This window comes from Maribacter vaceletii (genome assembly GCF_003634105.1).
Taxonomy (GTDB): Bacteria; Bacteroidota; Bacteroidia; order Flavobacteriales; family Flavobacteriaceae; genus Maribacter_B; species Maribacter_B vaceletii.
On record NZ_RBIQ01000008.1, the window covers coordinates 312,226 to 324,974 of the forward strand.

Annotated in this window: 13 protein-coding genes; 6 read left to right on the plus strand and 7 right to left on the minus strand. The window is 30.6% G+C overall.

What is annotated here, in order from left to right:
- Positions 1-43: 43 nt before the first annotated feature.
- Positions 44-514, minus strand: a complete 471-nt coding sequence (locus CLV91_RS08925) for a nucleoside deaminase (RefSeq protein ID WP_121066650.1) — start codon at positions 512-514, stop codon at positions 44-46.
- 524 nt (positions 515-1,038) lie between these two features.
- Here CLV91_RS08925 and CLV91_RS08930 point away from each other — a divergent pair.
- A complete protein-coding gene (locus tag CLV91_RS08930) occupies positions 1,039-1,593 on the plus strand; it encodes a DUF4494 domain-containing protein (RefSeq protein ID WP_121066653.1) in 555 nt (184 codons plus the stop codon).
- Positions 1,594-1,652: 59 nt separating this feature from the next.
- Here the strand turns inward: CLV91_RS08930 and CLV91_RS08935 are convergent, their stop codons facing one another.
- A complete protein-coding gene (locus CLV91_RS08935; RefSeq protein ID WP_121066655.1) occupies positions 1,653-2,546 on the minus strand; it encodes a phospholipase A in 894 nt (297 codons plus the stop codon).
- Positions 2,547-2,760: 214 nt separating this feature from the next.
- Between CLV91_RS08935 and CLV91_RS08940 the strand changes: the two genes are divergently transcribed.
- The 5 genes from CLV91_RS08940 (at position 2,761) to CLV91_RS08960 (ending at position 6,656) form a co-directional block, all read left to right on the plus strand.
- On the plus strand, positions 2,761-3,345 hold the full coding sequence (locus tag CLV91_RS08940) for a TetR/AcrR family transcriptional regulator (RefSeq protein WP_121066658.1): 585 nt from the start codon (positions 2,761-2,763) through the stop codon (positions 3,343-3,345).
- A gap of 1 nt (position 3,346) precedes the next feature.
- Positions 3,347-4,009 carry a Rossmann-fold NAD(P)-binding domain-containing protein gene (locus tag CLV91_RS08945; protein ID WP_121066662.1) on the plus strand — a complete coding sequence of 221 codons (663 nt, stop codon included), beginning with the start codon at positions 3,347-3,349 and terminating at the stop codon, positions 4,007-4,009.
- Positions 4,010-4,018: 9 nt separating this feature from the next.
- Entirely contained in the window at positions 4,019-4,651 is a 633-nt protein-coding gene (locus tag CLV91_RS08950; RefSeq protein WP_121066665.1) for an NAD(P)H-dependent oxidoreductase, read from the plus strand.
- A gap of 44 nt (positions 4,652-4,695) precedes the next feature.
- Complete coding sequence (locus CLV91_RS08955; RefSeq protein ID WP_121066668.1) at positions 4,696-5,856, plus strand: iron-containing alcohol dehydrogenase; 1,161 nt, start codon at positions 4,696-4,698, stop codon at positions 5,854-5,856.
- 122 nt (positions 5,857-5,978) lie between these two features.
- Positions 5,979-6,656 carry a type 1 glutamine amidotransferase domain-containing protein gene (locus CLV91_RS08960; protein ID WP_121066671.1) on the plus strand — a complete coding sequence of 226 codons (678 nt, stop codon included), beginning with the start codon at positions 5,979-5,981 and terminating at the stop codon, positions 6,654-6,656.
- 64 nt (positions 6,657-6,720) lie between these two features.
- On the opposite strand, the gene CLV91_RS08965 is transcribed toward CLV91_RS08960, so the two are convergent.
- The 5 genes from CLV91_RS08965 to CLV91_RS08985 form a co-directional block, all read right to left on the minus strand.
- Positions 6,721-8,034: a DEAD/DEAH box helicase gene (locus CLV91_RS08965; protein ID WP_121066674.1), complete on the minus strand. Its 1,314-nt coding sequence runs from the start codon at positions 8,032-8,034 to the stop codon at positions 6,721-6,723.
- 4 nt (positions 8,035-8,038) lie between these two features.
- Positions 8,039-9,379 carry a DEAD/DEAH box helicase gene (locus CLV91_RS08970; RefSeq protein ID WP_121066677.1) on the minus strand — a complete coding sequence of 447 codons (1,341 nt, stop codon included), beginning with the start codon at positions 9,377-9,379 and terminating at the stop codon, positions 8,039-8,041.
- A gap of 84 nt (positions 9,380-9,463) precedes the next feature.
- The gene (locus CLV91_RS08975) at positions 9,464-9,910 is read right to left on the minus strand and encodes a KTSC domain-containing protein (RefSeq protein WP_121066680.1); all 447 of its coding nucleotides are present in this window, start codon (positions 9,908-9,910) and stop codon (positions 9,464-9,466) included.
- A gap of 309 nt (positions 9,911-10,219) precedes the next feature.
- Complete coding sequence (locus tag CLV91_RS08980; RefSeq protein ID WP_121066683.1) at positions 10,220-12,100, minus strand: monovalent cation:proton antiporter-2 (CPA2) family protein; 1,881 nt, start codon at positions 12,098-12,100, stop codon at positions 10,220-10,222.
- A 3-nt stretch (positions 12,101-12,103) separates the two neighbouring features.
- The gene (locus CLV91_RS08985) at positions 12,104-12,700 is read right to left on the minus strand and encodes an NAD(P)H-dependent oxidoreductase (protein ID WP_121066686.1); all 597 of its coding nucleotides are present in this window, start codon (positions 12,698-12,700) and stop codon (positions 12,104-12,106) included.
- Positions 12,701-12,749 lie beyond the last annotated feature (49 nt).

Here is a 12,749-nt window from a genome sequence, read left to right on the forward strand (position 1 = left end):
AAATAAGCAAAATGTACTGTTATACTTACTATATATTTTTTAATTAATACTCAGTTTTATCCTCTTTTTTACTCCATTCTTGAAAAGGTTTAATTGCTATTTCTGGAGATAATTGCTCAAAAGGAATACTTCTTTTTGCATAAGGTAATGGAATTTCTTTATATATAAACTCGTCATCAAACCCAATATTTGCAGCATCTTCTTGATTACTTCCATAATACACTTTATCTGGTCTTGCCCAATAAATAGCCCCTAAACACATAGGACAGGGTTCACAGGAAGTATAAATTTCACACCCATCTAACTGAAAAGAGTTTAAATTTTTACACGCATCTCTAATGGCCGTAACTTCTGCATGTGCTGTAGGGTCATTTGTAGAAGTTACCTTATTGTTTCCTCTACCAATAATTTCCCCATCTTTAACTATTACACAGCCAAATGGTCCTCCTTCATTGTTTTGCATTCCTTTTAAAGCTGCATTTACAGCTTCTTGCATAAACTTTTCTTTGCTCATCTTACATTTATTTTAATCTATTACAGTATCATAAAAAAACACATCAAAAAATAATATGCCTTTATTAAAGTTCAACGATAAAGATAAATTAAGATTTTTTAAAAATGATTTACAAATTAGTAAAAATATTTACTGGTATTAAGCGTATTAAAAATACCCCTCAAGCTCTTCACTTTTAAAAGAAACACCAAAATGATAAATTATTTAAATACAGACTTCCATTTAAAAGCTAAGTATATATTTTCGAAATACAATTTTTATAAACCCAAATGAGTAACTAACGAATAAAACATGAGAGTACACTTAAATATAATTACCCAAATTTATATTTAAGTTATTTACATGTTTTGCTGCTACACTCTACAATACTTTTCTTTAAAAATAATATAGCAAAATTTATAGCTAACTTCCTCATGCTAAAAGTAATGTGAAAAGCCTTTTAAAATTGTGAATATCTATTCTTGTTTTACATAATTAGACCTAAAGTGAAACCCTATATTTGGCCCCTTTAAAACAAAAAAAATATGAGTGCTACTTGGTATGAATGTAAGGTAAAATATAGAAAAATTGATAAAGCGTCTGGTGCGCAAAAAGTTAAAACAGAACCTTTTTTAGTTGATGCTATTTCTTATACGGAAGCAGAAAGTAGAATAACCGAAGAAATGTCGGTTTACTTAATGGACAATGAAGAAATTAAAATTACAAATATTAAGGTGGCTAATTATGCCGAAATACACCCTTTTGAAAATTCTGATAGGTGGTTTAAGTCTAAAGTTTCTTTAATTGCTTTTGATGAAGAAAGTGGAAAAGAACGCAAAACTAACTTATACATGTTAGTACAAGGGAATGATGTTAAAGAAGCTTACGAAAACACCTTTGGTGTAATGAAAGATTCTATGGGAGAATTTACTATTCCGTCGGTTTCAGAATCTCCTATTATAGATGTTTTTCCATATTTTTCTGGTGAAGAAAATGAAACGGAACGTTTAGAGAAATTTACTGCTCTTAAAAACTCTGTCCCTGTAGATTTGAGTATGAATGAGGATTTAGAAATGGCTGATGTTCTTGCCACTGAGTAAGAGTATCTAGTATCTTATTACGTATTGGCTTAGCTAATAACTAAGGTAATACGTAATAATTATTTCCACTGCAAGAGAGAAACTCCTATTCCAAAAGTAGTTTGCTTATGGTTATAATCTATAAGACTTTCTCCGTAGCCATAAAAAAATTGTGCATGCATTTCTAAAAAGTCAAAAACCCGAACTGCATAATCTACTTTTGCACTTCCTTTATTATTATTTCCGCCTCTTAAAGAATGTCTTACTAATAAACTTACATTATGTCTTCCTTTTACGTAGGCAGACAAAAACTCTGCACGTCCTACATAATTTTCTATGTTTGGATTATTATCTTCGGCAATTTTTTCTTGTAAACGCCACCACGGACTAAGAACAAAACTCCAAGAAGGACTCTCCCAACCTATCTGTAAAACAACCCTATTCCAACTTCTAGATAAAGGATTTGCTTTACCATTACTTTGATGGTTAATACCAATACCTGTATAAACACTTTTTAAACCAAAAAAGGAATACTTTATGGGAACTACAAAGATTACCTCTGGTTCATAATTGGTTTCTCTAAAAGGTCTAGAAATATCAGAACTGTACAATTGCCATCTAGAAGATTGGGTATATCCTGCCCATAAATCACCTCCTAACTTATTGTTTAATAAATTTTTAGCAACCCTGGCTTTAAAACTTAACTGAAATTTAAATTCAGTATTTAAATAATTATAAGACTGTGTAGCTGAATTTGTAGGGTTTCCACTAATAGGCTGGCTATTTATGTTTGAGGTATAATTTGCTGCTAAAAAATATACAGGTTTATAGGGTACTATCTTAAAAAGTTTGGTAGTATCATCTTGTATTTGCCAACGTTGAGAAAGCTTACCACCAGGGTCTTGTATTAAACCCTGACCTAAACAAAAATTAATATAAAAAAACAATAAAATTAAATTACTAAAGAGTTTCATAAAGAACGCTATCCAAATACTGAAATACTATTTAATGAACAAAATTAGAAACAATTAAATAAAATTTACTCTTTACCCAAGAAAATAGAATAAGAATCTTTTTATATATAATTAACTCTTACCCTATTGTAATAAAAGGCAAAATTATAAACCTTTGTTAAAAAAAAGAATGAACGTTCATTTTTAAATACATTTGTATCTGAATTTAGAAATAATGGCAAAACTTAAAAAAAGTATAGAAAAACGTAATGCATTAGTAAAAGCAACCATAGAGCTCGTTAACAATAACGGTTTTCATGCTACTCCTATGAGTAAAATTGCAAAAATGGCAAGTGTATCCCCTGCAACAATTTATTTATATTTTGAAAATAAGCAAGATTTAGTAAATCAGACTTATGTTGATATGAAGGCAGAATACACAAAATATGCTTTTGAGACGTATAAGGAAAGTATGCCAGTTGAAGAAGGTTTTAAATTAATATGGAAACGTATTGCAGATTTTAAATTAAAGGAATGCGAAAGCGCTATGTTTTTAGCACAATGTGATAATACCCCTATGATAGATGAGTCTAGTAGACAAGAGGGTATTAAACATTTACAACCTCTTTTAGATCTTTGGGGTCGTGGTAAAAAAGAGGGTATTATTAAACCAATGTCAGACTATCTATTATATGCCTATTCCATAAATCCTTTATCTTTTTTAATGATATCGCAAAAGCGTGGTGCATTTACATTAGATAAAACACATATTGAGGAAGCTTATGAAGCTGCTTGGAACAGTATAAAAAATTGTAAATAACATGAAAAAGACAGCTATACTTTTAGGAGCTACTGGATTAACAGGTGGTATTCTTCTTCATAAATTAATAAGTGATTCTAGGTATGAAACTATAAAACTTTTTTCTAGGGCCAGAATAGAAAATTTACCAAATAAGGTTCATCAATTTATTGGAGACCTTATAAAGCTAGAAGACTTTAAAGAAGATTTTACAGCAGATGAGGTATATTGTTGTATTGGAACTACTACTAAAAAAACACCTAACAAATTAGTTTACAAACAAATAGATTATGGTATTCCCCTAGCTGCAGCAAAGCTTGCTAAAGAAAAAAACATAGCCAGTTTTTTAGTGATTTCTGCAATGGGTGCTAATAAAAACAGTAGTGTTTTTTACAATAAAACAAAAGGTGAAATGGAACAAGGTGTTTTAAAACAAAACATAAAAAATACTTTTATTTTAAGACCTTCTTTAATTGGTGGAGAACGTAAAGAACACAGGTTATTAGAAAAAATTGGATTAATAATTTTTAAAATCATCCAGCCATTATTTATAGGAAATCTAAGGAAATACCGGATTATTAATGCCGAAAGTATTGCGCAAGCAATGCTCAATTTAACAAATCATATAAGTAATGCCGATGTTATTATAACATCAAACGATATAGAAAAACTTTCAAAAAAATAAAATTTAAAAATGGAATTATTAGATAAATTAAATTGGAGATACGCTGCAAAAGCAATGAATGGAGAAAAAGTAGCGGAAGACAAAATAGAACGTATTTTAGAAGCAGCTCGCTTATCCCCTACTTCTAGCGGTTTACAGCCTTTTGAAATTTTTGTAATTAAAAACCAAGACATAAAAGAAAAAATAAGACCAGTAGCTTGGAACCAATCTGTAATTACAGACTGTTCTCATTTACTTGTATTTGCTGCTTGGGATACGTATACTGAAGATAGAATTAATTATATGTTTGATTTAACGAATGAAATTCGTGGTTTTAAAAATGAAGGTTGGGAAAATTATCGTCAAATGTTATTAGGAATGTATCCTCAAAGAGACGCTGACGAAAATTTTAACCATGCTGCCAAGCAAGCTTACATTGCTTTTACAAACGCTATAACTGCTGCTGCATACGAAGGAGTAGATGCTACTCCTTTAGAAGGTTTTGAGCCAGATGCTGTAGATAAGATTTTAGGACTACGTGAAAAAGGATTACGAAGCGCAGTATTATTACCGATAGGATATAGAAAAGAAGAAGAAGATTGGTTAGTAAACCTTGTAAAGGTTAGAAAACCAATGAAAGATTTGGTTACTGTAATTGAATAAACTACTGATGATCTACAGTAGATAATTATTAAAAGAAGATGATGATGAATAATTTTGAATTTAAAAACCCTACCAAAATAATTTTTGGTAAAGACACTATTGAGCAAGTAAAGAATGAAATTCCTAGCGATGCTAAAGTATTATTGCTTTATGGTGGGGGGAGTATTAAGAAAAACGGTATTTACGAACAAGTTAAGACTGCCTTAGCTAATATTAATGTTATAGAGTTTGGAGGTATCCCTGCAAATCCTGAATATGCTACACTAATAGAAGCTTTAAAAGTTATTAAAGAAGAACATATTACTTATTTATTAGCTGTTGGCGGAGGTTCTGTAATAGATGGAACCAAATTTTTATCTGCTGCGGCAGTATTTAAAGGTGATTCGCCATGGGATATCCTAGCAAACAAAGTTAGAACAGAGAAAGGGATGCCTTTTGGAACCGTTTTAACCTTACCTGCTACAGGTTCTGAAATGAACTCTGGCGCTGTAATTACGAGAAAAGAAACTAAAGAAAAACTAGCAATGGGCGGTCCTGGCTTATTCCCTGAGTTTTCAATATTAGACCCACAAGTAATTACTTCTATACCGCAACGCCAATTAGTAAATGGTTTAACAGATGCTTTTATGCATGTACTAGAACAATATATGACCTACCCAATTGGTGCTTTATTACAAGATCGTTTTGCAGAAAGTATTTTACAAACCATAATTGAAGTAGCTCCAAAAGTATTAAAAGATCCTACAGACTATAACGCTGCGGCTAATTTTATGTGGAGTTGTACAATGGCTTTAAATGGTTTAATACAAAAAGGAGTACCTACAGATTGGGCTGTACATGCAATGGGGCATGAATTAACTGCTCTTTTTGGAATTGATCATGCTCGTACTTTAGCTGTTATAGCTCCAAGCCATTACAAATATAATTTTGAAACAAAAAAGGAAAAATTAGCACAATACGGTGAACGTGTTTGGAATATTACAAAAGGTACTATAGATGACAAAGCCTATGGCGCAATTGAAAAAACAATAACATTTTTTCATGGTTTGGGTATAAATACTAAACTATCCGATTATACAAAGGATTATGAAGGCACTGCTGAAGAAATAGCAAAACGCTTTACTCATCGTGGTTGGTTAGGGTTAGGAGAACACCAAACATTATCACCATATATGGTAGAAAAGATAGTAAAAATGGCTTACTAGTAGTAAACATGTAATTAACACAAAATATAGCCTTAATATTTACAACTACAAGTAAATTAAGTTGTTAGAAAAAACATTTGAAAATGTTTCAGAAGGAAAATTAGAATTTAAAAACAAAAAAAATGAAAATATTATTTGTATTAACATCTCATGATAAATTAGGAAATACTGGAAAAAAAACAGGCTTTTGGGTAGAAGAGTTTGCTACACCATATTATGCCCTTTTAGATAAAGGTGCCTTTATTACAATAGCAACACCAAAAGGAGGTGCTGCTCCAATAGATCCAAGTAGTGATTCTCCTGATGCAGCAACAGAAGCCACTAATCGTTACAATAAAGATGCAGTAGCAAAAGAAGCAATTGCAAATACAAGAAAAATATCGGATATGAATCCTGATGATTTTGATGCTGTATTTTACCCTGGAGGACATGGCCCTTTATGGGATTTAGCAAACGACACAACTTCTATTGCACTAATAGAAAAATTTAATAACCAAGAAAAGCCAATCGCTTTTGTATGCCATGCTCCTGCGGCATTAAAGGACGTTAAAAATACAGATGGCACTCCTTTAGTAATAGGAAAAAAAGTAACTGGATTCACAAATACAGAAGAAGAAGCTGTTGGTCTTACTAATGTTGTTCCGTTTTTAGTAGAGGATATGCTTTCTAAAAATGGAGGAATCTATTCTAAAAAGCAAGATTGGGCTGCTTATGCCATACAGGATAAAAATTTAATAACAGGACAAAATCCTGCTTCCTCTGGACTAGTAGCTGAAAAGCTATTAGATAGTTTAAAATAATAAAAAAATACATTTTCTTTAAAGGGTTGTCTATACTATAGACAACCCTTTTCTATTTAAAGTTTTAAATAATTTTTATACGTACTTTCTTTTTTTTTAAGCGGCTATTATTTAATTTTTCAACTATATTACTTGCTATAGATTCTGGCACTGCAACAAAAGCACAATCTTGTTTTAACTCTATTACACCCAATTGTTCTTTAGTAATTTTCCCTTGTTTAAAAAATAAACCTGCTATGTCTCCTTTAGAAATCTTATCTTTTCGCCCACCTGAAATAAATAATGTTTGCCAAAACTGAGGTTCTCTCTGTGTTTTTGGTAAAATACTAGCTTCTGTTACATTAGTAATAAAGTCTGGTAAACTTTGATTTTTCCATTGTAAAATATATGCAGTGCCCTTTTCATTTACTCTGGCTGTTCTTCCGTTTCTATGTGTAAATTCTTCCGAATGTATGGGAAGCTCATAATGTATAATAAATTTTAGTTCTGGTATATCTATACCTCTTGCTGCTAAATCTGTGGCAAGTAATATTTGACTTGTACCATTTCTAAATTTTATTAAAGCTCTTTCTCTGTCTTTTTGTTCCATACCACCAGAAAAACAATCGTGAGAAATAGCATGCTTTTCTAAAAAAGAACTTACAATTGAAATACTATCTTTTAAATTACAAAAAATAATTCCTGGTTTGTTCCCTAAATGAAGAAGTAGATTTAATAGAGTATCTAACTTATCCTTACTAGGAGAAATAACCGTTTTAATCTGTAATTGAGAGTTTTTCTTTTTATTTAAATAATTTATAATTTTAGGCTGTTCTAATTTTACAAAAGAAGGAATCTTAACTCCTTGTGTAGCAGAAGTTAAAACCCTTTTATTTAAATTAGGTAATTCTGAAAGAATAGCACTCATTTCTTCTTCAAAACCTATTTCTAAAGACTTATCAAACTCATCTAAAATTAAAGTTTTAATATTTAATGTAGAAAACCTTTCACTATCTATATGATCTAAAATTCTGCCAGGAGTTCCTATTAAAATAGCTGGTTTATGTTTTATTTCTATTTTGTCTTTAGACATGGGCCTACCACCATAAACAGCATTAACTTTAAAACCTGTTCCCATAGTACGGGTTACTTGTTCAATTTGTATTGCCAATTCTCTAGTAGGAACAATAATTAATGCTTGTATTTCCTCATTATCGGGATTTAAATCACTAAGTAAGGGTAATAAAAAAGCTAAAGTTTTACCCGTTCCTGTAGGAGAAAGAAGTATTGTATTCTTAGTAGATGCTATAGTAGTAATAGCTTCTTCTTGCATTGGATGCAATGCTTTAATTTGTAATTTCCTAAGAATGTCTTCCTGTGCTTTAATAGGGTTTGCCATTAGACTATTTCTTTTTATTTTTTAAAGGAGCTTCTAATTTTTGTACTATACTATGGTGTTGTTCTAAATGATTTGCTATTATTTTTTCTACTAATTCCTCCTTTGTTAAATGATGAAAAATAGTTTTTATTTTCTCTTTAAAATCATCAGAAACATCTCTATTAAGCTTTGTTTTAAAAATCTTTTTAGCCCATAATAAACTATTATTTTCTTCTATACTTTGCGGATTTGCTTTTTTAGATCTATGAAAAGTAATTCCTAATTCATTTTCAAAATCCGCAATTTCTATTTCTTCTTCTTTTTGTAGTATTGTTAGAGAAAGTCCTTTTGCTCCTGCCCTAGCCGTACGGCCACTTCTATGTACATATGCATCATACGTATCTGGTAAATGATAATTTACAACATATTCTATTTCTTTAACATCTATTCCACGAGCAGCTAGATCTGTAGCTACCAAAATATTAATATGCCCTTCTCTAAATTGCCCCATAACACGGTCTCTTATTCCCTGTGTTAAACTACCATGAAGTGCTCCTGATGAAAACTTATTAATGGCTAGCTTTTTTGCCAGCTTATTAACCGCTGCTTTTGTTTTACAGAAAATAACACCTCTTTTACGTTCTTTTGTACTTAAAAAATGAAGGAGAACGTCTAATTTTTCTATTGGCTCTACAACTATATATTGGTGATCTATACCTTGGTGACCAACAGTACTCATATCTACCTCTACTTGTGTAACATTCTTAGATAAATAATTTTGTATTACTTGTTTAATAGTACCTGGCATAGTAGCCGTAAACAAAAGTGTTCTTTTAGTTTTAGGAATTTCGTTTACAATAGGATCTAGGTCCGTTTTTAAATTACTAACCATTTCATCGGCTTCATCTAAAACTAAATATTCTACTTTTTTTAGATCGATAGCTTTTCTATTTATTAAATCTACCAAACGTCCAGGAGTTGCTATTACAATATGCGTTATGTTTTGTAGTCTTTCTATTTGAGGTTTTATTGGTATTCCTCCACATATAGAGGCTATAGAAATAGATTTACTATTAGAAGCATAAGAAACCAAATTAGCATAAATTTGTTGCCCTAGCTCTCTAGTAGGTGCTAAAATTACCACTTGTATATTTTTACTATTAACATTTATTAACTGTAATAGTGGTAATCCAAACGCAGCTGTTTTTCCTGTTCCTGTTTTTGCTAGGGCTACAACATCTTTCTTTGCGTTTAATATAAGTGGAATTGTTTTTTTCTGTATTTCAGTAGGTTTAAAAATCTCTAATTTCTCTAAACTTTGCTGAAACTCCTCCTTAATCCCTAAATCTAAAAACTGTTTTATCATAAAATATGCTTAAGTAAAGATTTCTAAAATTTTAATAGAAAAAATTAAAATCTAATTTTATACACTTACTCCTTAACTTAATAATTATCCTACTAATGCTCCCTTAGACTTTCTATAGGTATATTTTGGATAAATACTACGTCTTGCAAAACGGTTAAGGTTAGAAGCATTCATCATTTTAATGTAAACCGATTTTGTAACTCCAAAATACTCATACGTTGTATCATCTGTAAAGGTAACTTCTAACAATAACCCTTTATGTTGATAATCTGCTATAGCTCCTTTTGTAATAGTTTCTGTATATGCTTCTAGATTTTTCTCTTTAGTTTCAGGAGCCATGCTAACTAAAAAATGATAGCCATCAATAATTCTACGGCTTTGCACTTCAGCTTCTTGTTGCTTAATATCTCCGTCTTGAAATTTATCTGGATGCCACTCTTTTACTAAATTACGGTAACTCTTTTTTAGTAGTTTAAGGTCTATCTCTTTTTCTATTCCAAATAATTTTTTATACTCATTTATGCGCTTCATAACAATAGGCTAATTTAAGCCGCGAAACTACCTCTTTTTAATCAATTTACATTTATTAAACCTAAACTAAAAAAAGCTATAATTTTAGATACCGTGTTTTACAACTATCTTCCATAGGCATCGTAAATCATGCCATTTTAAAGAGACTACTGTACTACAAATTATATAATGTAAGAAGGCAAGTTGAAAAAGTTATCTCTAACTAAAACAGAACCCTATACAATGTAATGTGTTTTAGATGGTTGGTAAAATGTTAAAAGTCTCTTTTAAAATGTAAATATTATGTAGACTTACTTTAGATTATGAAATTTACTTTTTATTTAAAAGCTCTCTAATATACTCACTATCCCAGTGGCTATCATATTCTACTACACCACGCTTAAGATCTTCATTTAAGAATTTTTCTTGCTGTGCTAATTCTTGCTTAGCTTTAAAAATATAATCTTCTTCTCTTTTTGGCTCTAAAGCAAGTCGTCTTAAACTATCCTCATCATATTTTTTAAAATTTTGAACTTGTCTATTTAAAGTATATTTTCTAAAACCCATTTTACTTAAAACATCTCTTGCTAAAACTAAAGATGTATCCAAAGATTCTCTATAAATATTTTCATGTCCAAGATTTAACAACTCATAAGCATCATATCTATTCTTAGTTCGTATCATTAACTCTACATGTGGGTATTGTTCTTTTATAATTTTACTTATGGCTTTAGAAACCTCAATTTTATTAGTAGCGCTAATAATTATTTTTGCTTCTGCAATACCTGCAGACTCAAGTAAATCTTGTCTTGTTGCATCTCCATAATACACCTCAAAACCCATTTTTCTAAGAAAATCTACTCTATTAGAATCATGATCTAATATGGTAGCTTCTACACCATGGGAACGTAAAAAACGGCCTATTGTGCTTCCAAAATGTCCAAAACCAACAAGAATAATTTTATGCGATTTTGCAATATGATCCATTGGACGTTTTACAGATTCTTTTGTTCCAATTTTTGGGAGAATAAAACGTTCATTAACAACTCCAAAAATTGGTGTTAATGACATACTAAGCGCCGTAACTACAAGCATCATATCCATTTGTTCTTGTTCTAAAATATGAAGCCCAAAAGCAAACGACAGTAATACAAAAGCAAACTCCCCTACTTGTGCCAAACTAAAAGAGAGCAATAATTTTTGGTCTAATTTTAGTTTAAAAATAGAACCTGTTATAAATAAAACAATTGCTTTAATAACTATTATTGCAATTAAAACACCACCAATGGTTAGAGGATTATTTGCTATAACTATAAAATTTATAGAAGCACCCACAGCCATAAAGAACAATCCTAAAAACAAGTTTTTAAATGGTTCTAGAGTACTTTCTAACTCATGTTTAAACTCACTATTAGATAATACAACACCTCCTAAAAAAGCTCCTAAAGCAGGACTTAGCCCTACCAATTCCATTATAAAAGAAATGCCAAATACAATTAAAAAAGCAGCAGCAATAAGTAACTCTCGCACACCTGCTTTTGCTACTTTCCTTAACATTGGAACAATTAAATAGCGCCCAAGAACTACAATAACAACAACAGATAAAATAATAGCTAAAGTTTGAAAGCCCAAGGGAAGAGAATCTATTAGACTCATAGACGTGCCATGGTCTTCTGTTTTAGTTTCTAAAGTAGTGTTAGACAATAAAGGTATTGCCCCTATCATGAAAATAACAATAATATCTTGAAACAATAAAATGGAAAAAGAAGAAGTTCCAAATGTAGTATCCATTAAACCTTTTTCCTTTATGGTTTGCATTGCAATTGCTGTTGAAGACAATGCAACAGCCATAGATATTACCAGAGAAACTTTCCAATCAAACCCAAAAAAAGCAAATAATACGTATGAGAGTAGCATGGTACCTCCTACTTGTATACCTCCCATTCCTAAAATAGTTTTTCGCATATTCCAGAAATTTTTTGGTTCAATTTCTAGTCCAATTAAAAAAAGCATCATAACTACGCCAAACTCAGCAAAATGCAAGATATCTTCCCCTTCTTTCCCTATAAAACCTAAAACATACGGACCAATTAATACCCCTGCTAATAAATAGCCAATTACTGAACTTAACCCTAAACGCTTTGCTATAGAAACACAAATAATAGCTCCAGCTAAAAAAACTATGGCTTCAAAAAGTATACTTCCCGTCATATTTTAAATGGTCTTTAGTTTAGGAATATCGTTTATAAATGATTTATTATCCATATCATTTATACTTAAATTAGCTTGTAGTAAATCTATAAATTTTCCATAATTTATTTTATATTCATCTAATGCTTCATCAGATAAGTTATGCGTTCCCATTACAGCAAAAGGAGGAAAATACGTCATTCCACATAAATTTGCAGTTTGCTCAAATGGTCTTAAAAATTGTTTTACTGTAAAACTATTATATCCTTCAGAACAATACACTTCTTTAGAACCGCCAGTGGTAATGGCATTTAGACAAATTTTACCATGCAGAGCGTTTCCTTCTGGTCCGTAAGCCCAATTAAACTCTAAAACCATATCAATCCATTGTTTCATTAATGGCGGGCAACTATACCAATAAAATGGATGATGCCAAATGATAACATCGTGTTTACTTAATAACTCTTTTTCAAAAGGAACATTAATATGAAAATCTGGATAACACTCATATAAATCATGAACAGTAACTCCTTTTTTATTAATTATATTTTCAATCAATATTTTGTTTACTCTAGACTGTTCTAATCTAGGGTGCGAAAATAATATAAGTATTTTTTTCATATTACAACTTAAATAAAAATTTAATGATTAGAATTTTAGGTTTATATAT

Bases quoted from the DNA above. Each gene is read 5' to 3' on its own strand.
- CLV91_RS08925 (WP_121066650.1), bottom strand. From the start codon at position 514: ATGAGCAAAGAAAAGTTTATGCAAGAAGCTGTAAATGCAGCTTTAAAA.
- CLV91_RS08930 (WP_121066653.1), top strand. From the start codon at position 1,039: ATGAGTGCTACTTGGTATGAATGTAAGGTAAAATATAGAAAAATTGAT.
- CLV91_RS08935 (WP_121066655.1), bottom strand. From the start codon at position 2,546: ATGAAACTCTTTAGTAATTTAATTTTATTGTTTTTTTATATTAATTTT.
- CLV91_RS08940 (WP_121066658.1), top strand. From the start codon at position 2,761: ATGGCAAAACTTAAAAAAAGTATAGAAAAACGTAATGCATTAGTAAAA.
- CLV91_RS08945 (WP_121066662.1), top strand. From the start codon at position 3,347: ATGAAAAAGACAGCTATACTTTTAGGAGCTACTGGATTAACAGGTGGT.
- CLV91_RS08950 (WP_121066665.1), top strand. From the start codon at position 4,019: ATGGAATTATTAGATAAATTAAATTGGAGATACGCTGCAAAAGCAATG.
- CLV91_RS08955 (WP_121066668.1), top strand. From the start codon at position 4,696: ATGAATAATTTTGAATTTAAAAACCCTACCAAAATAATTTTTGGTAAA.
- CLV91_RS08960 (WP_121066671.1), top strand. From the start codon at position 5,979: ATGAAAATATTATTTGTATTAACATCTCATGATAAATTAGGAAATACT.
- CLV91_RS08965 (WP_121066674.1), bottom strand. From the start codon at position 8,034: ATGGCAAACCCTATTAAAGCACAGGAAGACATTCTTAGGAAATTACAA.
- CLV91_RS08970 (WP_121066677.1), bottom strand. From the start codon at position 9,379: ATGATAAAACAGTTTTTAGATTTAGGGATTAAGGAGGAGTTTCAGCAA.
- CLV91_RS08975 (WP_121066680.1), bottom strand. From the start codon at position 9,910: ATGAAGCGCATAAATGAGTATAAAAAATTATTTGGAATAGAAAAAGAG.
- CLV91_RS08980 (WP_121066683.1), bottom strand. From the start codon at position 12,100: ATGACGGGAAGTATACTTTTTGAAGCCATAGTTTTTTTAGCTGGAGCT.
- CLV91_RS08985 (WP_121066686.1), bottom strand. From the start codon at position 12,700: ATGAAAAAAATACTTATATTATTTTCGCACCCTAGATTAGAACAGTCT.